The 24,729-nt window shown below is 57.7% G+C and carries 27 protein-coding genes and 1 riboswitch; of the genes, 1 reads left to right on the forward strand and 26 read right to left on the reverse strand.

All coding sequences use genetic code 11. The features are described 5' to 3' along the window. Positions 1-2: 2 nt before the first annotated feature. From ABD76_RS29015 to ychF, 25 genes are all read right to left on the reverse strand, one after another. Entirely contained in the window at positions 3-431 is a 429-nt protein-coding gene (locus tag ABD76_RS29015; protein WP_338125140.1) for an NADH-quinone oxidoreductase subunit C, read from the reverse strand. Positions 432-1,324: 893 nt separating this feature from the next. Further along, positions 1,325-1,843 (reverse strand): NuoB/complex I 20 kDa subunit family protein, encoded by a 519-nt coding sequence (locus tag ABD76_RS17950; RefSeq protein ID WP_197258573.1) that lies wholly within the window; start codon positions 1,841-1,843, stop codon positions 1,325-1,327. Next, positions 1,828-2,202, reverse strand: coding sequence for an NADH-quinone oxidoreductase subunit A (locus ABD76_RS17955; RefSeq protein ID WP_197258574.1), 375 nt, complete (start codon positions 2,200-2,202; stop codon positions 1,828-1,830). Before ABD76_RS17955 ends, ABD76_RS17950 begins: the two co-directional genes overlap by 16 nt. Positions 2,203-2,641: 439 nt before the next feature. Next, a complete protein-coding gene (locus ABD76_RS17960) occupies positions 2,642-3,064 on the reverse strand; it encodes a F0F1 ATP synthase subunit epsilon (protein WP_197258575.1) in 423 nt (140 codons plus the stop codon). 67 nt (positions 3,065-3,131) lie between these two features. Then, positions 3,132-4,538, reverse strand: coding sequence for a F0F1 ATP synthase subunit beta (atpD, locus tag ABD76_RS17965; RefSeq protein WP_197258576.1), 1,407 nt, complete (start codon positions 4,536-4,538; stop codon positions 3,132-3,134). Between the two features lie 43 nt (positions 4,539-4,581). Further along, a complete protein-coding gene (gene atpG, locus ABD76_RS17970) occupies positions 4,582-5,442 on the reverse strand; it encodes an ATP synthase F1 subunit gamma (RefSeq protein WP_197258577.1) in 861 nt (286 codons plus the stop codon). Positions 5,443-5,545: 103 nt separating this feature from the next. Further along, positions 5,546-7,060, reverse strand: coding sequence for a F0F1 ATP synthase subunit alpha (gene atpA / locus ABD76_RS17975; RefSeq protein WP_197258578.1), 1,515 nt, complete (start codon positions 7,058-7,060; stop codon positions 5,546-5,548). 34 nt (positions 7,061-7,094) lie between these two features. Then, positions 7,095-7,637: a F0F1 ATP synthase subunit delta gene (locus tag ABD76_RS17980; RefSeq protein ID WP_197258579.1), complete on the reverse strand. Its 543-nt coding sequence runs from the start codon at positions 7,635-7,637 to the stop codon at positions 7,095-7,097. Beyond that, positions 7,634-8,119: a F0F1 ATP synthase subunit B gene (atpF, locus tag ABD76_RS17985; protein WP_197258580.1), complete on the reverse strand. Its 486-nt coding sequence runs from the start codon at positions 8,117-8,119 to the stop codon at positions 7,634-7,636. The genes ABD76_RS17980 and atpF overlap by 4 nt, the downstream gene beginning before the upstream one ends. Before the next feature lie 92 nt (positions 8,120-8,211). Further along, entirely contained in the window at positions 8,212-8,424 is a 213-nt protein-coding gene (gene atpE / locus ABD76_RS17990; protein WP_005544835.1) for a F0F1 ATP synthase subunit C, read from the reverse strand. A gap of 98 nt (positions 8,425-8,522) precedes the next feature. Further along, the gene (atpB, locus tag ABD76_RS17995) at positions 8,523-9,308 is read right to left on the reverse strand and encodes a F0F1 ATP synthase subunit A (protein ID WP_197258581.1); all 786 of its coding nucleotides are present in this window, start codon (positions 9,306-9,308) and stop codon (positions 8,523-8,525) included. A gap of 30 nt (positions 9,309-9,338) precedes the next feature. After that, the gene (locus ABD76_RS18000; protein ID WP_168182364.1) at positions 9,339-9,716 is read right to left on the reverse strand and encodes an ATP synthase subunit I; all 378 of its coding nucleotides are present in this window, start codon (positions 9,714-9,716) and stop codon (positions 9,339-9,341) included. Beyond that, positions 9,709-9,942 carry an AtpZ/AtpI family protein gene (locus ABD76_RS18005; protein WP_197258582.1) on the reverse strand — a complete coding sequence of 78 codons (234 nt, stop codon included), beginning with the start codon at positions 9,940-9,942 and terminating at the stop codon, positions 9,709-9,711. Before ABD76_RS18005 ends, ABD76_RS18000 begins: the two co-directional genes overlap by 8 nt. 176 nt (positions 9,943-10,118) lie before the next feature. Then, a complete protein-coding gene (gene wecB, locus ABD76_RS18010) occupies positions 10,119-11,273 on the reverse strand; it encodes a non-hydrolyzing UDP-N-acetylglucosamine 2-epimerase (RefSeq protein ID WP_197258583.1) in 1,155 nt (384 codons plus the stop codon). An 86-nt stretch (positions 11,274-11,359) separates the two neighbouring features. After that, a complete protein-coding gene (gene upp, locus ABD76_RS18015; RefSeq protein WP_143797310.1) occupies positions 11,360-11,989 on the reverse strand; it encodes a uracil phosphoribosyltransferase in 630 nt (209 codons plus the stop codon). 734 nt (positions 11,990-12,723) lie between these two features. After that, entirely contained in the window at positions 12,724-13,974 is a 1,251-nt protein-coding gene (locus ABD76_RS18020; protein ID WP_197258584.1) for a serine hydroxymethyltransferase, read from the reverse strand. A gap of 72 nt (positions 13,975-14,046) precedes the next feature. Beyond that, positions 14,047-14,616, reverse strand: coding sequence for a TIGR01440 family protein (locus ABD76_RS18025; protein ID WP_197258585.1), 570 nt, complete (start codon positions 14,614-14,616; stop codon positions 14,047-14,049). A gap of 23 nt (positions 14,617-14,639) precedes the next feature. Continuing rightward, positions 14,640-15,098, reverse strand: coding sequence for a ribose 5-phosphate isomerase B (gene rpiB, locus ABD76_RS18030; RefSeq protein ID WP_197258586.1), 459 nt, complete (start codon positions 15,096-15,098; stop codon positions 14,640-14,642). A gap of 236 nt (positions 15,099-15,334) precedes the next feature. Further along, positions 15,335-15,418: riboswitch (ZMP/ZTP riboswitch) on the reverse strand. 44 nt (positions 15,419-15,462) lie between these two features. After that, positions 15,463-16,056, reverse strand: a complete 594-nt coding sequence (locus ABD76_RS18035; protein ID WP_197258587.1) for a low molecular weight protein arginine phosphatase — start codon at positions 16,054-16,056, stop codon at positions 15,463-15,465. 194 nt (positions 16,057-16,250) lie between these two features. Then, complete coding sequence (locus tag ABD76_RS18040) at positions 16,251-16,814, reverse strand: manganese efflux pump MntP (RefSeq protein WP_197258588.1); 564 nt, start codon at positions 16,812-16,814, stop codon at positions 16,251-16,253. Positions 16,815-16,912: 98 nt separating this feature from the next. Continuing rightward, entirely contained in the window at positions 16,913-18,085 is a 1,173-nt protein-coding gene (locus ABD76_RS18045) for an L-threonylcarbamoyladenylate synthase (protein WP_197258589.1), read from the reverse strand. Positions 18,086-18,298: 213 nt separating this feature from the next. Further along, on the reverse strand, positions 18,299-19,087 hold the full coding sequence (gene spoIIR / locus ABD76_RS18050; protein WP_197258590.1) for a stage II sporulation protein R: 789 nt from the start codon (positions 19,085-19,087) through the stop codon (positions 18,299-18,301). 252 nt (positions 19,088-19,339) lie between these two features. After that, positions 19,340-20,326 (reverse strand): peptide chain release factor N(5)-glutamine methyltransferase, encoded by a 987-nt coding sequence (gene prmC / locus ABD76_RS18055; protein WP_242069623.1) that lies wholly within the window; start codon positions 20,324-20,326, stop codon positions 19,340-19,342. Beyond that, positions 20,323-21,396: a peptide chain release factor 1 gene (prfA, locus tag ABD76_RS18060; RefSeq protein ID WP_168182706.1), complete on the reverse strand. Its 1,074-nt coding sequence runs from the start codon at positions 21,394-21,396 to the stop codon at positions 20,323-20,325. Before prfA ends, prmC begins: the two co-directional genes overlap by 4 nt. 140 nt (positions 21,397-21,536) lie before the next feature. Beyond that, positions 21,537-22,637 carry a redox-regulated ATPase YchF gene (gene ychF / locus ABD76_RS18065; protein WP_197258591.1) on the reverse strand — a complete coding sequence of 367 codons (1,101 nt, stop codon included), beginning with the start codon at positions 22,635-22,637 and terminating at the stop codon, positions 21,537-21,539. Positions 22,638-23,052: 415 nt separating this feature from the next. On the opposite strand from ychF, the gene ABD76_RS18070 reads away from it, so the two are divergent. After that, the gene (locus ABD76_RS18070) at positions 23,053-23,196 is read left to right on the forward strand and encodes a hypothetical protein (protein WP_197258592.1); all 144 of its coding nucleotides are present in this window, start codon (positions 23,053-23,055) and stop codon (positions 23,194-23,196) included. 89 nt (positions 23,197-23,285) lie between these two features. On the opposite strand, the gene ABD76_RS18075 is transcribed toward ABD76_RS18070, so the two are convergent. Next, on the reverse strand, positions 23,286-24,440 hold the full coding sequence (locus tag ABD76_RS18075; protein ID WP_197258593.1) for a hypothetical protein: 1,155 nt from the start codon (positions 24,438-24,440) through the stop codon (positions 23,286-23,288). Positions 24,441-24,729 lie beyond the last annotated feature (289 nt).

Consider the following 24,729-nt stretch of genomic DNA (forward strand, 5'->3'; position numbering starts at 1 on the left):
GATTACACCTCCGAATCCAACGGCTCATAGTCTTTGCGCAGCGGGTGGCCGACCCAATCGTCCGGCATCATGATGCGGCGCAAATCGGGATGCCCGGGAAAATCGATGCCCAGCAGGTCATACACTTCCCGTTCACACCAATTCGCGGTAGGCCAGATCGGCGTGACCGAAGCAATGGACGGCTGATCCCGATCCGTTTTGACGTGAACGGCCGCTTCGGCCTTCGTGGATAAATTGATCAAATAGTATACAACCTCGAGATGCGTCTCGTGGTCTACGCCGGCCAGATTCCGCAAGTAATCGCAGGACCACTCCGGGTGATGCCGAAGCAGCCGCGCGCAGGCCAACCAATGCTCATTTTTCACGGTAATCGTCGGCAAATGCCCGTTCTCTTCGTTAATGACGGCTTCCTCCACCGCATCCGCGGCCACTTCCGTCTTCAGCAGGGCAACCAGCGCATCAAGTACAGGCTGCTTCGGAGATGGCTCCTTCGGCTTCGGCGGCTCCTCGCTCGCCTTTGCCCGCGGCGCGCGTGCCGGCCTCTCCGGCTTGGCGCCGGCAGCGGCAGCCGCCGCCCGGGCAGGCCGTTCGCCCGCGGCTCCCGCGGCGTCCGCGCCTCCTTCGTCCCCGGCCTTCGCCTTCGCGGCGCGCCGTTCCTCCGCCGCTTTCAGGCGGGCGGCCTTCTCCTCCTCGCTGAGCGGCGCGCGCTTCGCCTTGTCCGCCGGCGCGGCCGGCTCGGACGCGGCGGGGTCGGGCGCCCGCCTCNGTTCGGACGCCGGCTTCGCAGCGGCTTCGACGCGTTCGCTTGCCTCCACGGCAGGCGGCGCGCTCTCAGCGGACGGGGACGCCGCTTCCTTCGCGGGCTCCGTCTTCGGCGCTTCCGCGGCGCCTTCCGAAGCGGATACCGGCTCTTCTTGCGGCGTCGTTCCCTTGGCCGCTGGCTTCACCGGCTCCTCCGCTGTCTCTCCTTCCCCCGTTGCAGCCGCGGACGGTTCCGCTTGTTCTGCCTCCTTCCCTTCTTGTGCGGAAGAAGTTGCCTCGACTTTACTCCCCGTTCCGGCATTCTCGGACTGCCCGGCTTCTCTCACCTGTGCATCTGGCTCGGCTTGACCGGCTTCCTCAACTTTCACGGCCATCCCGGTCCTGCCGGATTTTTCAGCCTTCTCTTCCTCTGCCGTTTTTTCCGCTTTCTCCGTCCGCTCTTCCTTCACCGCCGTTTCGTTTTTGTCAATCTGATCTTCTTTCCCAGCCTGTTCCGTTTTTTCTTCCTTCCCGGCTTCTAGCGGTCGCTTAACCGCCTCCCGATCCTTCTTCTTCTTCTTGCTCACGCATCCGTCACCCGCTTTCCGGTCTTCGCTTCGTAGCGGATTTTCGCTTGCAGTTTGTTAATGCCATAAATCAATGCCGCCGGATTCGGCGGGCAACCCGGTATGTAAATATCGACCGGTACAATCTGATCGACGCCTTTGATAACCGAGTACGATTTGACATAAGGTCCGCCAGCCGTCGCGCAGGAGCCCATGGCGATCACCCATTTCGGCTCAGGCATCTGATCGTACAGCCGTCTCAACAGCGGCCCCATCTTCTTCGTTACCGTTCCGGACACGATCATGACGTCCGACTGGCGGGGAGAGGTCCGGAATATGACGCCGAAGCGGTCCAAATCATAGTGCGAAGCGCCGGTGCCCATCATCTCGATTGCGCAGCAGGCGAGACCGAACGTCAGCGGCCATAGCGAGTTGCTGCGCGCCCACGCCTTCAGTTGCTCCAGCGTGCCGAAAAAGACATTGCGTTCCAGCTCCTGCCGTTCTTCCAACGTGATTGCCTCTAAAGAGAATCCCATCGAAACACCTTCTTTTTCCAGGCGTAAATTAATCCAACCAACAGCAATCCGACAAAAATCAGCATCTCAATCAGCGCGAACAGGCCAAGCTGCTTGTACGCAACCGCCCACGGGTACAAGAAAACGGTTTCCACATCGAAAATGACAAACATAAGCGCAAACAAATAATACCGGATGTTAAATCGAACTTGTCCCACACCAACCGGATCGTTACCGCTTTCATACGTTGTTTGTTTCATGTCGGTCGGCTTCTTCGGCCTGAGCAGCCGGCCCGCAGTCAGAGCGGCCACCGGCAGAAAAATACCGAATCCGACAAAAATGGCCACGATGACGTAATTGTTGATGTACTCCAAAGACATCCCCTCCGTCGCAGCTTATCGTATTATAGACAATCCTGTATTCAATTGTTATAAAACCCGCCACAATTATAACAAAACCTACCAACCACGTCTATGCAATTCCTGGCATAATTTGTATTCCTTTTTTCGATGCGGCAAATGGGCAAATCGCTATATTTTATTCATCGCGACGGGACAATAGAAGCATTTCAAAGAAGCTTTTGTGGCAGTATAGACATATTCGAACGGATGTAAATGCATTAAAGTAAACCTTATTATTAATATCGGATTAGAGAGATTGGTGTAAGATTCAACGTTGAAGATCGTTGTGGCGGGATGCATGCGTCGAATATCCGCGCTGCGTTCAACAAACCTGGGGTCAATTCGGCGGCAAGGCGCTGCGTAAGCCCTCCGGATATAAATCAAGCCGAGACGCAAACAGCGCCTCGGCTTGAACCGATTATCGCGACACATGTCTTTGGGACACTTGGATCCGTGTTACGGCACGTTGGAGCGACAATTCCGCACGGCGGAAATCGACGTGATCCTGCTTGCTCCGTTGAGCCATTGCCAGGCGTTGTTCCGCACGCGCTTTTGCTGCCTTTGCACGCTCGATGTCGATCTCTTCCGGCAGCTCCGCGCTTTCCGCAAGGACAACGACCTTGTCTCTGCGTACTTCCACGAATCCGCCATGAACAGCAAGCCAGTGCTCCTTGCTGCCCGTCTTAATCTTCATCGGCCCAACCTGCAGCGGCGTTACCATCGGGATATGTCCTGCCAAAATGCCGAGTTCACCTTCCACGCCCTTGACCGTAATCATGTTCACTTGATCCTCGAACACTTTATGCTCGGGTGTGACGATTTCCAATAAAAAGGTGCTCAACTGCGGTTCCTCCTTCCGTTCCATCCGGAACTACCCGTTCCGGACAGCCCGTTTCACGTCAAGCCGCTTACAGCGTCTTTGCCTTCTCCACCGCTTCTTCGATGGTGCCCACGAACAGGAATGCCGCTTCCGGAAGGTCGTCGTGCTTGCCGTCGAGAATTTCCTTGAAGCTGCGAACCGTTTCCTTGACCGGCACGTATTTCCCGGCAATGTTCGTGAACTGCTCGGCCACGTGGAACGGCTGGGACAGGAAGCGTTGAATCTTCCGCGCCCGGGCTACCGTCAGCTTGTCATCCTCCGACAGCTCATCCATACCGAGAATGGCGATAATATCTTGCAGCTCTTTGTAGCGCTGAAGAATCTTCTTCACGCCTTGCGCCACATCATAGTGCTCCTTGCCGACGATATCCGGCGACAGGGCGCGGGATGTCGAAGACAGCGGGTCGACCGCCGGGAAAATACCCATTTCGGAAATTTTCCGGTCGAGGTTCGTCGTTGCGTCCAAGTGGGCGAACGTCGTCGCCGGCGCCGGGTCCGTATAGTCATCCGCAGGAACGTAGATGGCCTGAATGGATGTAACGGAACCTTTTTTGGTCGACGTGATCCGTTCCTGCAATTGTCCCATCTCGGTAGCCAGCGTCGGCTGGTAACCTACCGCGGAAGGCATGCGGCCCAGCAGGGCGGATACCTCGGAGCCCGCTTGCGTGAATCGGAAAATGTTATCGATGAAGAGCAGCACGTCGCGGCCTTCTTCGTCACGGAAATATTCCGCCATCGTCAGACCGGTCAAAGCAACGCGCAGACGCGCTCCAGGCGGTTCGTTCATCTGACCGAACACCATCGCCGTTTTGTTGATAACGCCGGAGTCTCTCATTTCATGGTAGAGGTCGTTCCCTTCACGGGTACGCTCGCCTACGCCGGCGAAGACGGAAATCCCGCCGTGCTCCTGCGCGATGTTGTTGATAAGCTCCTGAATGGTAACGGTTTTACCTACGCCCGCACCGCCGAAGAGGCCGATCTTGCCCCCTTTGACGTACGGAGCAAGCAAGTCGATAACTTTAATCCCGGTCTCCAGAATCTCCGCTTGCGTCGTCAGCTCGTCGAAGCTAGGAGCCGGCTTATGAATCGGGCTGGACAGCTCGCGGCTGACTTCCCCCGCATTGTCAATCGTATTGCCCAGCACGTTGAAGACACGGCCCAATGTCGCCGCGCCTACCGGCACGGTAATCGGATGCCCCATATCGGTTGCTTCCATGCCGCGCACCAGACCATCTGTCGAAGACATCGCGACGCAGCGCACTACGTCATCGCCCAGATGGACGGATGCTTCCAATGTCAAGTCGATGTCAGGCGCGCCAGGAGTCGTCGATTTCTGTTCAATCTTGATCGCGTTCAATATCTCCGGAAGTTGACCGCGTTCGAACTCAATGTCGACAACCGGACCGGTTACGCTAATCACGCGTCCTTTGTTCATCTCGTTCCCTCCTACTGAAAACTTGCGCTATCCTGTTACCCGTTTAAGCTTGAGCGTTCGCTCCAGCTACGATTTCCGAAATTTCCTGCGTGATCGCCGCTTGGCGCGCACGGTTATAAGACAATGTCAGCGAGTTGATCATCTTCGTCGCGTTCTTCGTCGCGCTGCCCATGGCGGTCATCTGCGCGCCGAATTCGCTTGCTTTCGCATCCAGCAGCGCGCTGTAAATGAGCGTCTCCGCATATTTCGGCAACAGATCATGCAGCACCGCCTCCGGCGAAGGTTCATACTCATAACTGGTCGTCTCTCCGTTCAAAGCGTCATCATCCAATGGAAGAAGACGCTTCTCGACCGGCACCTGCGTGATCGCGTTGACGAATTCGTTGTAGAACAGGTTGAGCTCGTCGTACTGCTCTTCTTCGAAATATTTCACGGCTTTATAAGCTATCGTTTTAATATTCGCGAAGGTTGGAGAATCCGGCAGCTCCGTCACGACCTCCACCATCGGCATTTCCCGTCTGCGGAAGTAATCGCGGCCTTTGCGCCCGATGACGAACAATGCATATTCATCCGCCGAACGGTGACGCTCGTTAATGACCTGCATCACTTTGCGGAGCACGTTGGCATTATAGCCGCCCTTCAATCCGCCGTCGGAAGTGATGACGAGATATCCCGTCTTCTTCACCGGACGCTTCGCGAGCATTGGATGCTGGATGCCTTGCGTGCCTGCAGCGATGCTGGAGACGACTTCCTTGAGCTTATCCGCATAAGGACGAGCCGCTTCCGCCTTCTCCTGCGCGCGGCGAAGCTTCGCTGCCGCTACCATTTCCATTGCCTTCGTGATCTGCCTTGTACTCTGTACGCTCTTGATCTGGCGTCGTATTTCGAGAATCCCTTTAGCCACTTACCTTCACCTGCCTTTCACACTTTGCGGGAGGCAAAGCGGAATTCATCCCTGTGCAGGCCGGGCCGCCATTGGCTTCCCGGCTTGCCTGCTCACTCTATAATCAGCTCGACACGGCGAAGCTCTTCTTGAACTTGGTGATCGCCTGCACCAGTGCCTCTTCGTTTTCTTTGGTCAAATCTTTCGTATCCCGGATCGATTGATAGATTTCATCGTTGTTCGACTGCAGATACATATGAAGCTCCTGCTCGAATCGAAGAACATCCTTGACCGGAATATCGTCGACATGGCCTCTCGTCGCCGCATAGATGCTAACGACCTGCTTCTCGACCGGAAGCGGCTCGTTGACGCCCTGCTTCAGGATCTCCATCAGACGGGCGCCGCGCTCCAGGCGGGCCAGCGTCGATTTATCCAGATCGGAACCGAACTGGGAGAATGCCTGCAGCTCGCGGTATTGGGCCAGATCCAGCTTCAGTGTGCCGGCGACCTTCTTCATCGCCTTGATCTGAGCCGAGCCCCCTACGCGGGATACGGAAATACCGACGTTAACCGCCGGACGTTGGCCGGAATAGAACAGGTCGGACTCCAAGAAGATCTGTCCGTCCGTGATCGAGATGACGTTCGTCGGAATGTACGCCGATACGTCATTCGCCTGCGTCTCGATGAACGGCAAGGCCGTCAAGGAGCCGCCGCCATTCTCGTCGCTGAGCTTCGCCGCGCGCTCCAGCAAGCGGGAATGGAGATAGAAGACGTCGCCCGGATATGCCTCGCGGCCCGGAGGACGGCGAAGGAGCAAGGAGAGCTCGCGGTATGCCGCCGCTTGCTTGGACAGGTCGTCGTATACGACCAGCACATGCTCGCCTTTGTACATGAAGTACTCGCCCATCGCGCAGCCTGCGTACGGTGCCAAGAAGAGAAGCGGCGCCGGTTCGGATGCCGATGCCGTAACGACAATCGTATATTCCAAAGCGCCGTGACGGCGCAGTGTTTCCACGACTTGAGCTACGGTCGATTGCTTTTGGCCGATAGCGACGTAAATACATTTTACGCCGTTGCCTTTTTGGTTAATAATTGTATCGATAGCGATGGTCGTCTTCCCGGTCTGACGGTCGCCGATGATCAGCTCCCGCTGTCCGCGGCCGATTGGCACCATCGAGTCAATCGCTTTAATCCCGGTTTGCATTGGCTCATGAACCGATTTACGGTCGATGACGCCCGGCGCATTCGATTCCACCGGACGGAATTCGGTCGTCGCGATTTCTCCCTTGCCGTCAACCGGCTGTCCGAGCGAGTTCACGACCCGGCCGAGCAGCGCTTCGCCGACCGGCACTTCCATAATGCGTCCCGTACGTTTGACTTGATCCCCTTCGCGAATATCGGTGTAAGGACCAAGAATAACGATACCAACGTTGCCTGCCTCCAGGTTGAGAGCCATGCCTACGACGCCGTTGGAGAACTCCAGAAGCTCCCCGGCCATGCAGTTCTCCAAACCGTGAACGCGGGCGATGCCGTCACCGACATTGATAACCGTGCCGACTTCGGCCACTTCGATCTCAGCCTTGTAGTTCTCGATTTGACTTTTAATCAATGTGCTGATTTCTTCAGGTCTGATGCTCAATTCGCTTCACCCCATTCTTCCGTGCTTATATCGTTTAACGTACTTGTGTTTTCAACGTTTTTTGAATACGTTCCAGTTGGCCGGACAAGCTTCCGTCATACAAGACGTCGCCGATGCGCACCTTCATGCCGCCGATGATCGAAGCATCGACCACATTTTGAACGCGGATCGTCTTGTTGAGCATCTGTCCGAACTGGGCGGCCACCTCTTGCTTCCCGGCTTCGTCCAGCGGAAAGGCAGTCGTCACATAGGCATCTGTCACGCCGGTCGCTTCGCTGACGATGCGGACGAAGTGATTCGCCAGCTCGGGAAGGATGCGGATGCGCCCCCGTTCCGTCAGGAGCAGCAGCGTATTCATGACAATCTCGGATACTTCGCTTTCGAACGCCTGCCGAACGATAGCCTGCTTCACGCTGACATCAATATTCGGCGCGGAGAACAGAACGTACAGTTCCGAAGTCGAGTTCATGACTTCAACGACAGCCTTCAGTTGCTGCTCGGTCTCGGCAACGGCTTTGCGCTCGGATGCCAGGTCGAACAGCGCTTTGGCATAACGCTTCGCTATATCTTTGCTCATTGTTTGCCCCCTACCTCTTTCAGGTACTGGTCAACCAATCGCTCTTGGTCCTTCTCGTCCACCTGCTTCTGAAGAAGCTTCGAGGCGATGGCGACAGACATGCCGCTGACTTCATTGCGCAGGGCAGCCACAGCCTTGTTCTTCTCGCTCTCGATATCGCGGGCTGCTTCTTCCTTCAAGCGAGCTGTCTCGGCCTTCGCTTGACCGATGATTTCGTCGGCCTGTCTAACGCTGGTCTGCTTCGCCTGCTCGATAATGTCATAAGCTTCTTTGCGGGCAGAATCGAGAGCTTGCTTCTGCTCTTCGATGTAAGCCTGAGCTTGAGTCCGGCTGTTGGCCGCTTCGTCGAGCTGCTGCTTGACCAGCTCGCGGCGTTTTTCCATGACGCTGAACAGAGGCCCGAACGCATATTTTTGAAGCAAAAAATATAGGATAAGGAACGCGAGAATCGCCCATACGAAATTTTCCCACACGAAATTCACTACAGTCACTCCTTTCCGTTAACATGACGCGCATTTACAAAACGAAGGCGCGGATGGCATCGGCCTTCCCCGCCAGACCGTTTGTCTATTCATTAAGAGAACATTGCCAGGAATGCGATAACTGTAGCTGCGAGCGGAATAACCTCGACGATACCGACACCGATAAACATGGTCGTCTGCAACATGTTGCGGGCTTCCGGTTGGCGGGCGATCGACTCCACCGTACGGCTTACGATCATACCGTTACCAAGACCTGCGCCCAATGCGCCCAAACCTACTGCAATTGCTGCTGCTAACATACCCATTAGAAAAGTCCTCCTCAAATTCATGTATTTGTGAATTGCTTTTGTTTATATGTCTCACCCGAAGTAGCTCATCAAAATGATGGTTTCGGCAGAGTTTGTTAATGTTCTTCATGCACGGACGCTTGCGCGATGTAGACCATCGTCAACATCGTGAAGATGAAAGCTTGCAACGCGCCGATAAAGATACTGAATCCTTGCCAAGCCGCGAGGAACGGAAGACCGAATACGCCCGCTCCGATGAGCGTCGATATCAAGACCTCGCCCGCGAAAATGTTCGCGTAAAGACGGATGCCGAGCGCGACCGGCTTCGCCAGGTTTTCCACAATGTTCAACGGAAGGAAAATCGGGAACGGCTCGATATAATGCTTCAAGTAATGCTTGCGGTTGTTCTTCAAGCCCAGGAAGTTCACGATGACGAAGACCATGAACGCCAGACCGAAGGTAACGGAAATGTCTGCCGTCGGCGACTTATACCATAGCAGATGGACGTGCTCCGGCTTGCCTTTGGCAGCAAGATCGTCGAAGACCTGTTGGCTCGTCGTAACGATCTCCTGGCCGAAGATGGTTACCGGGTGGTGCGCCTCCGTAATGACCGCGAACGGCAATCCCAGCAGGTTGGATACAAAAATAAACAAGATAAGCGTCATCCCGAGGGAGATGTATGCCTTGCCTTTTTTGAAATCCATCGCGCTGCCGATAATCCCCTGTACGAATTCGACAACCCATTCCATGAAGTTCTGCATTTTGGAAGGGTTCTCGACCGACAGATTGCGGACGGCCAATCGTGCAATGATGAATACGATGACTACACTGATGAGCAGCGTGAGTATAATGGATAAATCCAAGTGCAGTCCGCCAACCTCGATAATCGGTGCTGAGTGCATAAATGTGTTCACCCCTTTCCAATAAGCTGCTTATTCACCTTTTCTCCATTCCATAATGACGCTAACGATAATGGTCATGACTTGCATGAAAATCAGTCCCACAATGGTCGACACAAGCGACACCTGTTCGAACTTCATGCCGATCATCACGGCCAAGAGAACGATACACATTCTCGTAACGAGTCCAAGGTTGAACCTCTGCCTTGTCTGACTGGCGGCAAGTTCGGCCAACTGTCTCACCTTCATCGACAAATAGCGCGCATTAATGAGACCGGCGACGGTTCCTAGCGTCAAGCCGGCTGCATAAGGGCGGTGCTCCGGTGAAAAAGCCCATACGAGAAGGAACATCGACATCAGGATGAATGCCACCCTGGTCACGGCATGGACAATCGAAGTCATATCATTCATCTTGTTCCCCCATGAACTTCCTTACAAAATAAATAATGTTCATGATGCCGAGACACATCCCGACGATCATGCCGACGGCCAGCCACAGCTTGGGCCCGTCCAACATTTGCGCCAGCCATTTCCCCGCAAAGTATCCGATGACGATGTACACGGCGAGCGTGACACCAGCCCCACCGATGCTGAGAGCGATGAACCAAGCGCTGTCATTGCGTTTCGAAGTCTTCATAGGCTAATAATTCCCATTCATTTTACTGAACAATACGAGATTTTGTCAATTCGTAAAAACCTTGTATTTATAAGGATGAAAACGTTGTATTTTGGCTCTCGATGTCGTAAAAATCCGCGTAAACCGTACAGTATCACTGTATGCTGGTACGTTAGGGTATAGAAGACGCTCCGAATTCAAATTGTGAACTTTGTGTGAAAAGACTCCGGACGCTCCGCTTGCCGTCCGAAACTGTGAAGAATCGCACTGACAATGCGCTGGGATGCCTTCCCGTCCCCGTATGGATTCGCCGCTTGGCTCATCCGGGAATATAGCTCCTGATCGGTCAACAATTGTTTGGTTCGGTTATACACCTTCTCTTCGTCCGTGCCGACAAGCTCCAGCGTGCCCGCTTCAATGCCTTCCGGACGCTCGGTTGTGCCCCGAAGCACAAGTACGGGTACGCCAAAGGACGGCGCCTCTTCTTGCATGCCGCCGGAATCCGTAAGGATAAGATGCGTGTGCGGATAGATGTTGTGAAAATCAGCGACATCGAGCGGCTCGATCAGCTTGATCCGCGGGTGATCGCCCAGCATCTCATACGCCGGAACGCGAACGGCCGGGCTTGGATGCACCGGATAGACGATGGCGATATCCTCGAATTCATCGGCGATGCGCCGCACGGCACGGAAAATATTGCGATGCGGCTCCCCCTGCGATTCCCGGCGGTGAGCCGTCATCAGCACGAGGCGCTTGCCCTGTGCCCATTCCAGCACCTCATGGGTGTAATCGGAACGTACTGTATATTGAAACACATCTGTTATTGTGTTGCCTGTGACATATATCGATGAATCTTTCTTATTCTCCTGCTTCAGGTTGTTCGCAGACCATTCTGTCGGGGCAAAATGCAGGTCCGCCAACACCCCGGTCAGCTGCCGGTTCATCTCTTCCGGATACGGCGACAGCTTGTTCCACGTGCGCAATCCCGCCTCGACGTGACCGACCGGAATCTGCTGCATGAACGCCGCATAGCTGGCCAGGAAGGTCGTCAGCGTATCCCCGTGCACAAGCACGATGTCCGGCTTCGCCTCCTTCAGCACCGGCTCCAGCCCTTGCAGCACCCTGATCGTAATATCGTTCAGCGACTGCTGGGCCTGCATAATGTCCAGATCGTAGTCCGGCCGAATATTGAATACGTCCAGCACTTGATCGAGCATTTGACGGTGCTGGGCCGTCACGCAGACGATCGATTCGATCTGGTCCGGATGCTTTTGCAATTCCAGAATAAGAGGCGCCATCTTGATCGCCTCCGGGCGGACACCGAACACCGTCATCACTTTCAGTTTCGACATTTCGTTCTCCTCCGCTATTTCCATATTATCGGCATGCTATAACCATATTATCGGCAGTTTATGCCACATTCATTTAGCGATATGCCTTATTTCGTACCGAAAAGCCGGTCGCCCGCATCGCCCAATCCCGGCACAATGTAGCCGTGGTCGTCCAGACGCTCGTCCAGCGCAGCCAAATAAATATCGACGTCAGGATGCGCATCCTGAACCGCCTTGACCCCTTCCGGCGCCGCAATGAGACACATCAGCTTAATCTGGGTGCATTCGCGCTTCTTCAGCACATCAATGGCAGCAATCGCCGAACCGCCGGTCGCCAGCATCGGATCGATGACAATAAGCGCCCGCTCATGCACATCGGTCGGCAGCTTCGTGTAGTATTCAACAGGCTTCAACGTCTCCGGATCGCGGAACAGACCGACATGTCCGATTTTGGCCCCCGGAATCAGCTTCACGACCCCTTCCACCATGCCCAGACCGGCACGCAGAATCGGAATCAGGCCAAGCATGCGGCCGGAAATGACCTTGCATTCCGTCTCCGCCACCGGCGTCTCCACCGTGGATGTCTGCAGCGGAAGTTCGCGCGTAATCTCATACGCCATCAGTGTCGCGACCTCGTCGACCAACTCGCGGAAATCTTTCGTATTCGTGCGTTTGTCACGAATCAGTGTCAATTTGTGTTGAATCAAAGGATGATCGCAAATGATCAATTTGCCCATATAACATGTCCCTCCGCTTTTTACTCATGTTGCTTTCTAGAAAATGTCCAGCGATTCTTTTTCATCGTCAAACAGGCCTATTATAACATTCCCGCCTTGTATCTGCACGTTTTCAAGATCACTTTATGACTCCCATTTATCGCCTGGGCCTCTCGCATCAAATCGGTTCTATCCCTATTAGTGACATCCCTCTCCCTGGTTATACCTGGATCGAAAATAAAGTTTATGCCCTGTTTACATTTTCCCACTCAGCGTGCGGAAACGAATGATCCCGGCCAGCCCCACCTTGGAGCTGTTCTATCTCCATCAAGGCATCTGCTGTTTACACCGAGGCTCATCTCTTTGTTACCCCTGATGTCGCTCTCCCCTTGAATCGGATTTATCTCCTTTGCCGGGCTTTATGCTGCTCTCCCATCGAATCAGATTTACCGCCTCTGCCGTCCTTTACGTCACTATCCCATCCAGTCAGCTCTACCGCCTCTGCCGCCCTTTACGTCACTATCCCATCCAGTCAGCTCTACCGCCTCTGCCGTCCTTTACGTCACTATCCCATCCAGTCAGGCTGCTCCCCCCATATAGTCAGATAGGGCGATATGCCCACGCGGAAAAAGATGAAATTTATGAGCTGCGGGGATAGTAGATATAAGGCTGCCCGGCGTATCTCCTCCCATAAAAAAACCGGCCTCTCCAGAGCTGCCGCTCCGGAGAAAGCCGGACTACATCATCTATGCCGATTAATATTTGATCGTCTGATACAGCGGGTACCGCGCCGTCAGCTCCTGCACCATCCGGCGCGCCGTCGCCAGCGTCGCTTCGTCGGCCGGATTTTTGAGCGTCATGGCAATCACCTTGCCGATCGTGCGCATCGCTTCGGCATCCATGCCGCGCGAAGTCGCAGCCGGCGTGCCAATGCGGATGCCGCTCGTGATGAACGGACTTGTCGGATCGAACGGAATCGCGTTTTTATTCACGGTAATGCCGACCGAATCCAGTACCTTCTCCGCATCCTTGCCGGTAATGTTGACATTGCGCGTGTCAATCAGCATCAGATGGTTGTCGGTGCCGCCGGATACGATGTTCATTCCCTCTTCGATCAGGGTGGCCGCCAGCGCCTGCGCGTTCTCGATGACCTGTGAAGCATACTGCTTGAAGGATGGCTGCAGCGCTTCGCCCAGGGCGACAGCCTTGGACGCAATCACATGCATGAGCGGACCGCCCTGCGTGCCCGGGAACACGGCCTTGTCGATTGCCTGCGCCCAGGCCGAACGGCATAGTATCATGCCGCCGCGCGGACCGCGAAGCGTCTTGTGCGTCGTCGTCGTCACAAAATGCGCATGCGGAACCGGGCTTGGATGAAGACCTGCGGCTACCAGACCGGCGATATGCGCCATATCGACCATGAACAGCGCGCCTACGTCATTGGCAATCGAACCGAGCGCTTCGAAGTCGATAATGCGAGGGTAGGCGCTCGCGCCGGCAACGATCATTTTCGGACGATGCTTGAAAGCTGCCTTGCGCACCTTGTCGTAATCGATGAGGAACGTGTCTTCCTCCACGCCATAGGCCACGAAATTATAGAGCAAGCCCGAAGCATTGACCGGGCTCCCGTGCGTCAAGTGGCCGCCATGCGCCAGATTCATGCCCAGGACCGTATCTCCCGGCTTCAGGGCCGCCAGATAGACCGCCATGTTCGCCTGCGCGCCGGAGTGCGGCTGCACATTCGCGTGCTCGGCCCCGAACAGCTCCTTCGCGCGATTGCGCGCAATGTCCTCGACGATGTCGACATGCTCGCAGCCTCCGTAGTAGCGCTTGCCCGGATAGCCTTCCGCATATTTATTCGTCAGGACGGTCCCCATCGCTTCCATGACCGCTTCGCTTACGATATTTTCCGAGGCGATAAGCTCGATATTGTTCCGCTGACGCTGCAGCTCCAACTCCATCGCTTTCAGCACTTCCGGATCCGATTGTCGTAAATGTTCTACCATTGGCCAAGCCCTCCCATTTCATCCTTAATCATAATCAGAAATCAATCTTGCGAAAACAGGCCGCAATCGGCGTCAATCGCATGAAGTTCCGCGATCGTCCGGCACACGGTAGACCGCCCGCTCGCCGCCAATCAGCTTCGGCCGCGTCGACGCCATCGTCACCCTGGCGCTGCCGATGGCGCGGAGCTCCGTTCGCAGCGGAACGGCCACGCGGCGCAAATGCATGCCGATCAGCGTCTCGCCGATATCAATGCCGGCATGCACCTCGATCGACTCGGCCAGACATGCGTCCGGCAGCATGCGGTAAGCCTGCGCCGCCATCGAACCGCCAGCATGGGGGACAGGCACCGCGGCGACCTCCTCCAGCCGGAATTGCTCCAGCGTACGGCGCTCCACCACCAGCGCGCGGTTCAAGTGCTCGCAGCATTGAAAAGCAAGCTGCAAGCCGAACTCGGTCCGCAGCACATTCAGCCCGTCGAACAGCATGCGGGCAACCTCTAGCGTGCCGGCCGTGCCGATCCTCGCGCCGGCCACTTCGCTTGTGCTGCAGCCGATTACGACCAGTTGGCCCGGGGCAAGCTTCGCTGCAGCCGCCAGTTCCCGGGCGGCCTGCTCGGCCTGCCGCTCATAAGAAGAATTCATGACGCTTCCTCCTCGATGATGCGTTACGGCGCCGGGTTGTACTTGCGCTCGGCTTCCTCCACCTTGCGGATGCGGCCGGCATGGCGCTCCCCTTGGCTGAATTCCGTGCCGAGCCAGACGCGGACGATCTCTTCCGCCAGGCCAGGGCCGATGACCCGTTCGCCCATGGCGAGCACGTTCGAATCATTATGCTCCCGGGTCGCCTTCGCGCTGAACAGATCATGCACGAGCGCGCAGCGCACGCCAGGCACCTTATTGGCGGCGATGGACATACCAATCCCGGTCCCGCAGATCAGAATTCCGCGATCGGCTTCGCCGGCGGCCACCTTCTCGGCGACAGGCACGGCATAATCCGGATAATCGACCGAATCGGTGCAATGGCATCCGAAATCCTCCACCTCATGTCCCAGTTCCCGAATGACCGCGATAATGCCGTCCTTCAGCTTCACGCCTGCGTGATCCGCTCCAATTGCAATTTTCATGTACGTTCCCTCCATCCCATCATTTCCTGGACGAAGCCTCCCCTCCCCCAAGAAACAATATGCTGTCTGTCCATTATAACCAATTTTCGAACCGTTGGCCCGCGTTCCCGACATCATTTTGCCGAAAATGCGCTTCTATCGCCCGGCATAGGAGCGAGGGGCTGCATCCTTCTATGTTTTGAAGTGGTCTCTCGAAAAAAAGAAAAAGAGCATAGCATGGCCGTAACCATGCATTGCTCTTTCGCCCAGGCGACCGGCCGTATATCACTCGATGCTCCACCGTGGTTCTCCCACTTCCGTCGCCAGTTACACCGAGTGCCATTCATCTATTTCCGATAATAAGGGATGCGCCGCGGAAATGCAATCACTTTGTGGCAGGCGGGGCCAGCTTGTCCACCACGACAAGCAGCGCTTCCCGAATCTGCATCGCGGTCATCCGGTACTCCTCCAGCGACCCGCCGAACGGATCGGCCACATCCGGGTTCGGGCAGCGCCGCTCCAGTTCAGCCAGCTCCGCCCGCTCCTCCGGCGTCGGCTCCTGTCCCAGCGCCTGCTTCAATTGCAGCTCGGCGGCCAGCTCCTGCAGCCGATCGAACTCCCCGGAGCCGCCTTCCCCCGGCTCCGCGTATTCCCTCAGCGTGTATGTCTTGTCGGCGGCCGCTGGGAATCGCTGCAGCACATGGCGCTTATGGCCGACCGTCAGCGTCAAGATGAGATCGGCCCAGGCCACCTCCGCTTCGCTTAGCGCCGTCGAAGAGAATGTCTCGCACCCCTCGATATGGTGCTCCTTCAGCACGGCGGCGGCATGATCCGACATCGGCGTTCCATCCCATGCCGATACGCCCGCGGACTTGACCTCCAGCGCCAGCCCCCGGTCGGCGGCCAGTTGGCGAAGCATCGCTTCCGCCATCGGACTGCGGCAGGTGTTGCCCGTACATACGAATAATATCCGGTTCATAGGCCGTCACTCCTTTGGATGGTATATGATTTGTTTGCGGCAGGGCGGCACGGCTGCGAGCGCCTCCGGCTCCCTGATTATCGATAACTCCGGCCGCGGCATCATCGGCGGATTTTTTCATGTTCATGAGCCCTCCCCCAAAAAGAGGAGCCTTACCGTATCGTACCCGAAAACGTCCGGATCCAGATCAACCGTCAGGGCAGCAAGAAAAGAATGCCGAAGGTAAGCAGAATCGCTCCTCCAACCGCTTCCCCGTACTCGCCCATAGTGGCCCCGACCCGCTGGCCGAGCACCAATCCCATGACAGACATCGCGCCCCCGGCCAGACCGAAGGCAATAATGGTCACCATCAGGTTGGTATGGAACATGCCCAGCGATACGCCGACGGAGAACGAATCGACGCTTACGCTCAAAGCGAACAGCAGCGTTCCCCAGAACGGCATCTCATAGAGAGAACTTGAAGAGCCGCTCCGGAAAGAGCTGAACATCATATGTCCGCCCAGCATAATGAGCAGCCCGCCGGCGGCCATCACCGCTACATGTCCAAGGATGGAGCTGATATAATGGCCCATCAACACGCCAAGCAGCGGCATCGCGACATGGAACAGCGCGATAATCCCGCTGATGCGGAGCATCTCCTCCGAGCGCACCCCTCTCATGCCCAGGCCCAGACAAAGCGAAAAGGCGTCAAAACCGAGTGCCACGGCCATGACGAGTATCGTGATCCACTGACCTGCCGGTACTGCCGTCTCCCACATCGCGTTCTCCCCTTGTCCATCGTCTGAGATCAACCTATGCGGACAAGAAGGCAATGATGACAAGTCCTTCGAGGCGGGCAGCGGATATCCCGGCCCGTTCAGCAGCGGATGACGCGGTGGCCGGCAGCCTTCAGCAGCCGGTTCATGACCGCCAATCCGATCCCTTCGGTGGAGCAGGCTTCCGCCATAATGAAGCCGACCCCTTCCTCGTCGAAGCGGCGCAGCCCTTCATACAGCCGATGCGCGGCCTCTTCCGGCGCGGACACGCTGCCCAGCGGCACGACGACATCCGCGCGGTAGGCCGCGGCATGCTCGGTGAAGGCGAGCACGCCGGTTCGCTCTCCGCGCTCCCGGGCGGCGTCCAGCTCCTCCTGGATGCGGCGGGCCGCGGCTTCCGGGGAGGCGCTCTGCACGATCGCGAGCGTGCCTTGCGGGGCATAGTGTGCGTATTTCATGCCCGGGGAGCGCGGCGCCGCCAGCGCTTCGCCGGCCTCCTGGGCCGCAGGAGCCGCCAGCGCGCCGTCCGGATCGACGGCCGGGTCGATCGTGACCTCGGCGGCAAGCTCGCGCAGCATAGCGGTCGTCACGCCGCCGGGGCGCAGCACATGGATGCGGTCGCCGTGCAGCTCCACGACGGTCGATTCGACGCCGACGCCGGTCGGACCGCCGTCGACAATGCCGCCGATGCGGCCATCCAGATCCTCGGCGACATGCTCGGCCCGCGTCGGGCTCGGGCGGCCGGACCGGTTGGCGCTCGGCGCGGCCACCGGGCAAGCGGCGGCGCGAATCAAGGCCAGCGCCGTATCATGCGCCGGCATGCGGACGCCGACCGTGTCGAGGCCCGCCGTCACTCGCGGCGACACGGCTCCGGGGCGCGCCGGGAGCACAATCGTAAGCGGACCGGGCCAGAAGCGCTCCATCAGGCGGCGGGCCGTCCCGCCGAACGGCTCGACCAGCTCATCCAGCATCGCCATATCGGCGATATGCACGATGAGGGGGTTGTCGGACGGGCGGCCCTTGGCGGCGAAGATGCGCTCGACGGCACGCGTGTCGCGAGCGTCGGCGCCAAGGCCGTAGACCGTCTCGGTCGGGAAGGCGACCGTGCCGCCCGCGGCCAGCAGGGCTGCGGCCTCCACAATGGCCGGCTGACCCTCGAGCGGCTGCTTCGCATCGACCGTCCAGCGCTTCGTGGCTTCGCCCTTATGGCCGGCTGCACCCTCCGGAGCCTGATCGGCAAGCTTCGGTTCATTAATTCGATTCATGACGTTCATTCCTTATTCTCTCAGATGGGGATCAACGCAAGAAAGATGCCAAAAGAGCTTCGGCATCTCCCAGTCCATCCCGTCGAATTGATGTCTTCTTCTAGTTGTACCACAATTGCCGAGAGCTCGTCCAGCATGCGGCGCCGTCCGGCCGGCCCGCAAACGTGCGGCAACGATAGCAATCGCTATTCATGCCGATAACCAAACAGAGGAACCTATAATTTAACCGATAAGGGCATTCCACACCTCTGCCAGCCATAGAAACAAGCTCACCAGCATATCCCATAAAAAGAAGCGCACTTCCGTTCCGTCATCCGTACTTGGCTCCGCTCCCGAGACGGCGGATCCGCCGTCCATTCCGGCCGTCCCGCTTGCTTCGCCCGCCGGAGCTCCGTCCTGCCCCGCCGCTGCCGACGAGTCGCCTTCGCTTCCGGCACCGGAATCGGCCTTCGCCTGACCCGTATCGCCGTCAATGAAGCAAAGCGGCGGGAACAGTACGCACCACCAGTTCTGTCCTTCCCCCGCGCCCAGCGTAACGAGCAGCGCCTCGTACATGCCCGCCGGATATACCTGACCGCCGTACAGCTTCGCCGGAAATGGCACCTCGCCCAGCGTCAGCTCCGCCGAATACGGCATGCCTTCCTCCGCAAGCGCCCGCGTGACCGTGCGCTCCAGCTCCTCGAGATGGCCAGCGATGAATTCCCGGGCCTCCTCCCGCGTCTGCGGCGCGGCTTGCTGCCGCAGCCAGCCGTTCAATTGCTCGACGATGCGATCCCGCACCAGCCGCTTCACCCGCTGATCGCCGTCCGTGTCCGAATTCGCCAGCACGCGCAGCCGAATCGCATCCTCGGGTATCGCCGCTCCCGGTCTCTCTCCGGCTTCCGCCGCCGTTATCCCTGCCAAGCCTGCTCCCTCCACAGCCGCTGCCGCGCGGCCTTGATCCCAACGCATCCATGTTCCTGCGGCGATAACGGCCAGCAGGAGACCGAGTACGAACATCCGTGATTTCATGTTCTTCTACTCCTTGTGAGGTTGGGCGCGCCTCTTGTCTATCAGTATGTCCGGCAGCGGAAGGATTAAACGTCGGTACCTCGCAATTCATAGAATAAAAAAATAGAGTCCCGCGCCCCGAGCCTGCCTGAGAGACAGGCCGCCAAGAAGAGGAACTCTATCAATATATGAAAACACAATCTTGTCTAGCGAAATTCACGCTCACACGCATCATTGGGAGATTCGATCAATAGCCGCCCTGGCCCCGAACGCTCAACTGTCTTGCCGTGCCGAGTACGGCTCCGCCGCGGCGCCCGTCAGCTCTTCATCGTCCGGCCGGATGGCGCGCACGCCGAGGACATGGCGCTCGATGCCGGCCAGATCCGGCACGATGACGAGCCGCTCCCCGTAGCCGCCCGCCTCCAGGAGCGCGGCCACGTCGCGGGCTTGGCCCTGGCCGACCTCGAAGCCGATGAGGCGCGGCGGGCACCCCAGCAGGGGCAGCATGGCGACGATGCGGCGGTACGGGTCGAGCCCGTCCGCGCCGCCGTCCAGCGCCGTGCGAGGCTCATAATCGCGCACCTCGCGCATGAGCCCCCCAATCTCGGCGGCCGGGATATACGGCGGGTTGGACACGAGCACGTCCAGCCCGCCGCCGGCGAGCGGCGCCAACAGGTCGCCCTCGCGCCAGCTCAGGCGATCCGCCACGCCGATCTGCTCGGCGTTGTACTGCGCCATGCGGAGCGCCGCGGGCGAGATGTCGGTCGCCGTCACCTGCCAGGACGGACGCAGATGCGCCAACGTGCAGGCGATGGCCCCGCTGCCGGTGCCGATGTCGGCTGCCCGCAGCACGGTCCCCGCCGGCCAGAGGCGATCCGCTTCGGCCACGATCGCCTCGACCAGCAGCTCCGTCTCCGGACGCGGAATCAGCACATCCGGAGACACGGCGAACGGCAGGCCGTAAAAATGCTGCTCCCCGATAATATATTGGGTCGGCTCGCCTCCGGCCCGCCGTTCAATCGCGGCCTCGTACGGACGGCAGGCCGCCTCGGGCATCGGATCGGGCAGCCGCACGAGATAGGCCGCCCGATCCCAGCCAAGCACATGGCGCAGCAGCAGCTCCGCATGATGCGGCGCATCCTCCACCCCGCCGGCCGCCAAAAAAGAAGAAGCCTGCACCCAGGCTTCTCTTATCGTTAACGGCCAGGCTAGGCGGAAGGAGCCTTGCGCTCCCCGCTCCGATCCGCCAGGCCGGCTCATGCGTGATTCTCCCGCTCCATCAGCTCGGCCTGTTCGGTCAGCGTCAGCGCTTGAATAATCTCTTCCATATCGCCGTTCATCACCTGATCCAGCTTATGCAACGTCAGGCCGATGCGGTGATCCGTCACGCGGCTCTGCGGGAAGTTGTACGTGCGGATGCGCTCGCTCCGGTCGCCGGTGCCGACCTTGCTTTTCCGCTCGCCCGCGTATTTCGCTTCCTCTTCCTGCCGCTTGATATCATAAATCCGGGCCCGCAGCACTTGAAGGGCCTTTACTTTGTTATCGTTCTGCGACTTGCCGTCCTGACAGGTCGCCACGATGCCCGTCGGAATGTGGGTGACCCGCACGGCCGACTTGGTCGTGTTGACGGATTGCCCGCCGGCGCCGGACGAACAGAACGTATCGACGCGAATGTCCTTGTCGAGAATCTCCACTTCGACTTCATCGATCTCCGGCATGACGGCGACGGTCGAGGTCGAAGTGTGAATGCGGCCGCCCGATTCCGTCGCCGGAATGCGCTGCACGCGATGCGCGCCGCTCTCGTATTTCAGCTTGCTGTATGCGCCCTTGCCGGAGACGAGGAAGATCACTTCCTTGAATCCGCCCAGATCGCTGATATTCGCTTCCATCAGCTCCGTGCGCCAGCCCTGGGCATCGGCGTAGCGCGTATACATGCGGTACAGATCGGCCGCGAACAGCGCCGCTTCGTCGCCGCCGGCCGCGCCGCGAATCTCGACGATGACGTTTTTATCGTCGTTCGGGTCCTTCGGCAGCAGCAGCACGCGGATGCGCTCCTCCAGCTTGACCTTGCGCTCCTCCAGTTCCTCGATTTCCATCTTCACCATTTCGCGCATGTCATCGTCCAGCTTTTCCTGCAGCATGGCTTTCGCCGCATCCAGCTCGCTTATCACGTTTTTGTATTCCATATAAGCTTCGTACGCAGGCTGCAAATCGGACTGTTCTTTCGAATAGTCGCGCAGCTTTTTCGGATCGTTCGCCACATCCGGATCACACAGCAGCTCGCTCAATTTATCATAACGATCCGCCAAAGATTGCAGACGGTCCAACATATCACGTTCACCTCTTTCTGATATGCAACTTGCTACTTATTTTCAATGATTTCAGATTAACCGATATTTCAACTGAACCGAATGGCCCGAGGCTATCAACAACAATATGCCGCCGCCGGGCAATCGGCGCATGCTCTTATCTATACATTGAACCGGAAGTGCATGATATCTCCGTCCTGCACGACGTATTCCTTGCCTTCCAGCCGCAGCTTGCCCTGCTCCTTCACGGCGTTCATCGATCCGGCCGCGATCAGATCGTCATAAGACACCACTTCCGCCCGAATGAAGCCGCGCTCGAAGTCGGTATGGATGACGCCCGCCGCCTGCGGAGCCTTCATGCCCTTGCGGATCGTCCACGCGCGCACTTCCTGCACGCCCGCGGTGAAGTACGTATACAGCCCAAGCAAACGGTAAGCCGCCTTGATAAGCCGGTTCAGACCGGACTCCTCAAGTCCAAGCTCCTGCAGGAACATCTCCTTGTCCTCGCCGTCCAGCTCCGCGATCTCCGCCTCGACCTTGGCGCTAATCGGCACGACCTCCGCATTCTCCTTCGCCGCGAAGTCGCGAACCTGCTGCACGTACGGATTCTTGTCCGCGTCCGCTACGCCGTCCTCGCTCACATTCGCCGCATAAAGCACCGGCTTCATCGTCAGGAGATGCAGATCGCGCACCAGCAGCTTCTCGTCATCGGTCAGATCCAGACTGCGAGCCGGCTGATCATTGTAGAGCACTTCTTTGAGGCGTTCGAGCACTTCGGCCTCCTGGGCAAATTTCTTGTCGCCGCTCTTCATGTTCTTCTTCGTCCGTTCAAGACGCTTCTCGACCGATTCGAGGTCAGCCAGAATCAATTCCAGATTGATTGTCTGGATATCGCTAACCGGATTCACTTTGCCGTCCACATGCGTAATATTTTCATCCTCGAAGCAGCGGACGACGTGAACGATCGCGTCCACCTCGCGGATATGGGCCAGGAACTTGTTCCCAAGGCCTTCGCCCTTGCTCGCGCCGCGAACCAGGCCGGCAATATCGACGAACTCGAATGCCGTCGGCACCGTCTTGTTCGGTACGACGAGTTCGGTCAATTTGTCCAGACGCTCATCGGGAACCTCCACCACGCCGACATTCGGATCGATCGTGCAGAACGGGTAGTTGGCGGATTCCGCCCCCGCTTGCGTAATCGCATTGAACAACGTCGATTTGCCGACATTCGGCAGTCCGACGATACCAGCTTTCAAAGCCATTTATAATGACAACTCCTTCATTCGATGTGCTCTATCCATAAGTCCATTGTGCCGGCAGGCTCACGCCTTGCCCTGTCGTTGACCATTACTGTAAAAAAGGACGCAAAAATTCCTTAACCATTATAACCAACAACACAAAAAAAACCTAGTCATCGACTGGATTTTTTCCGAAATGTCTACATCTGCCGGGTTCGGCTCCCCGTTCGGTCCCCGCTCCGTTGGCGATGCCGGGCGCATGAACCTTCCGGCAAGGCGGCTTCGCCGGTTCCGGGGGAATTCGGAAAGCCCCAAGCCGCTGAACCGCTGTGCGCATCAAGCGGATAAGTCATCCGCCATCAGCGAAAAGTAAGAACCGGGCTCCTATAACCGCCCGCATCCATAAATATAAGCTCAGGAAGAAAGAGGTGCAAGAACGATGGAAAATAAAACGCATCGCGGCAACTACAAAGGCACGACGCGGATGAATGCCAAAAACCAGGACATGGCCTTCGTGAACGATAACGTCGAAGATGCCAAGTCGGTCAATCCGCTTCCCGACAGACGGGCAAGGGACAAATAAGGGGTTCTCCATTGCGGCCAGCAGGCCGGTAAGCCGATGGAAGGCGGGCCGCCGCAGGCGGCCTTCCCTGCAGCCGAAGCCGAGGAGGTCTAGGTCAGATAACGGTACAGGCTTCGTATCAGACGGCTTGCTCCATACCGTCCGGCATTCGGCATTTCCACCTGATATTGCAGGCATAGCTTGATCACCTTCGCGACGATAGGCAGCTCGTTCTCCGGTTCAATCTCGGCCTCGCGTCCCCCCGCGAACAAGGAGGACAGCATCCCGTCCGCGACCAGCATCGGCCCGTTCCAATTCCACTGCAGCCACTCTTCATCCCATTGCACCGTCGAGGCCCCGATTTCCCAGACGACCTGACGGGAGCGCTGGCGATGCGCCTGAATGGTCCGCTCCAATGCCTTCATCCAAAATTCGGCCCGCTCCTCGCGCGATGCGGATCGGGCGAGAGAGAGGCATGCCGCCTGGGCGCATACGGAAGAGATGGCGCCATCGGCCCACGGGAATTGACTCCGGTCGAGGCGCGGCAGGGCGCAGCCTTGAATCAAATGCTCCCACTCGTTCTGTCCCAACTGCTCCCGCCCGGCCAATGCCATGCAGATGGAACGGATAGCTTCCTCTTTTACATCGTCGCGGTGTTGACCGAACGCAAGCGAAGGATTGAACGGCTTATGAAGCCGGCGGCGGCAATCGGCAAGCGCAATCAGCCCGTTCAGCCGAACGCGCTGCGATTCCGAGTGCAAAGCGGCGTGAAGCAGCATATCCTCCGCTTCCGGCGCTGCGTCCTGCATCAGATGAATGACATAAATCGCCTGAATCGCCGTCTGCTCGTCTTCATGCAGGAGCGCGGTCCACTCCGCGAACCGATCCCGCAGTGCCGTCAGCCACCGTCCGGCCAACTGCTCGGCTTCATCCTCCCCGGCCTCGTCCCGGATCCGGGAGTGCGGCGTAACCCCGAAGGGAAGCCGGCAGGTTGCCGTCAGACGCAGCACTTGGGCGATGCCGTTCAAAATCGTCGGCTTCGCCACTGATTTGTTCTGCACGGTTAAAATATCGATCAGTGAATGGATCAATCCGCAGACGGCGATATCCATCTCATTGCCGTCGCTGCATAATTGTTCGAATAGCGAATGGGCCGCATCAGCCGACTGCTCCCGCGAACCGTTCTCCATCACGTTGAGCAATTCGGGCATATAATCTCCAGAGCCGAACGCATGCAGCCATCCCGCATCATAAGCCGTCCCCATTACTCTCTCCTCCATATGCCTGCCCTTTCCATCGGGGCCGTGGTTTTAATTGCCATTATATCACTTCAGGCCCGGGAAGTTACTGAAAAATATCGGAAAATGTCGAAAAGAAAATGCCCGCAAGGCCGCATTCGCTCCAAAAAGTGAAGAACTGGCGTTTCAACCGCCTGCAAAGCGGTGAAATCTATACTAGCATGACATTCTCCCCCTTTTCGAATAGAGAGCATGGAACGCCCCCTGCTGCCTTGCGCGGCAGGAGGCGTATCCATTTCCCCGCAGCTTTCTCCCC

The organism is Paenibacillus dendritiformis (assembly GCF_015845845.1).
Classification (GTDB): Bacteria; Bacillota; Bacilli; order Paenibacillales; family Paenibacillaceae; genus Paenibacillus_B; species Paenibacillus_B dendritiformis_C.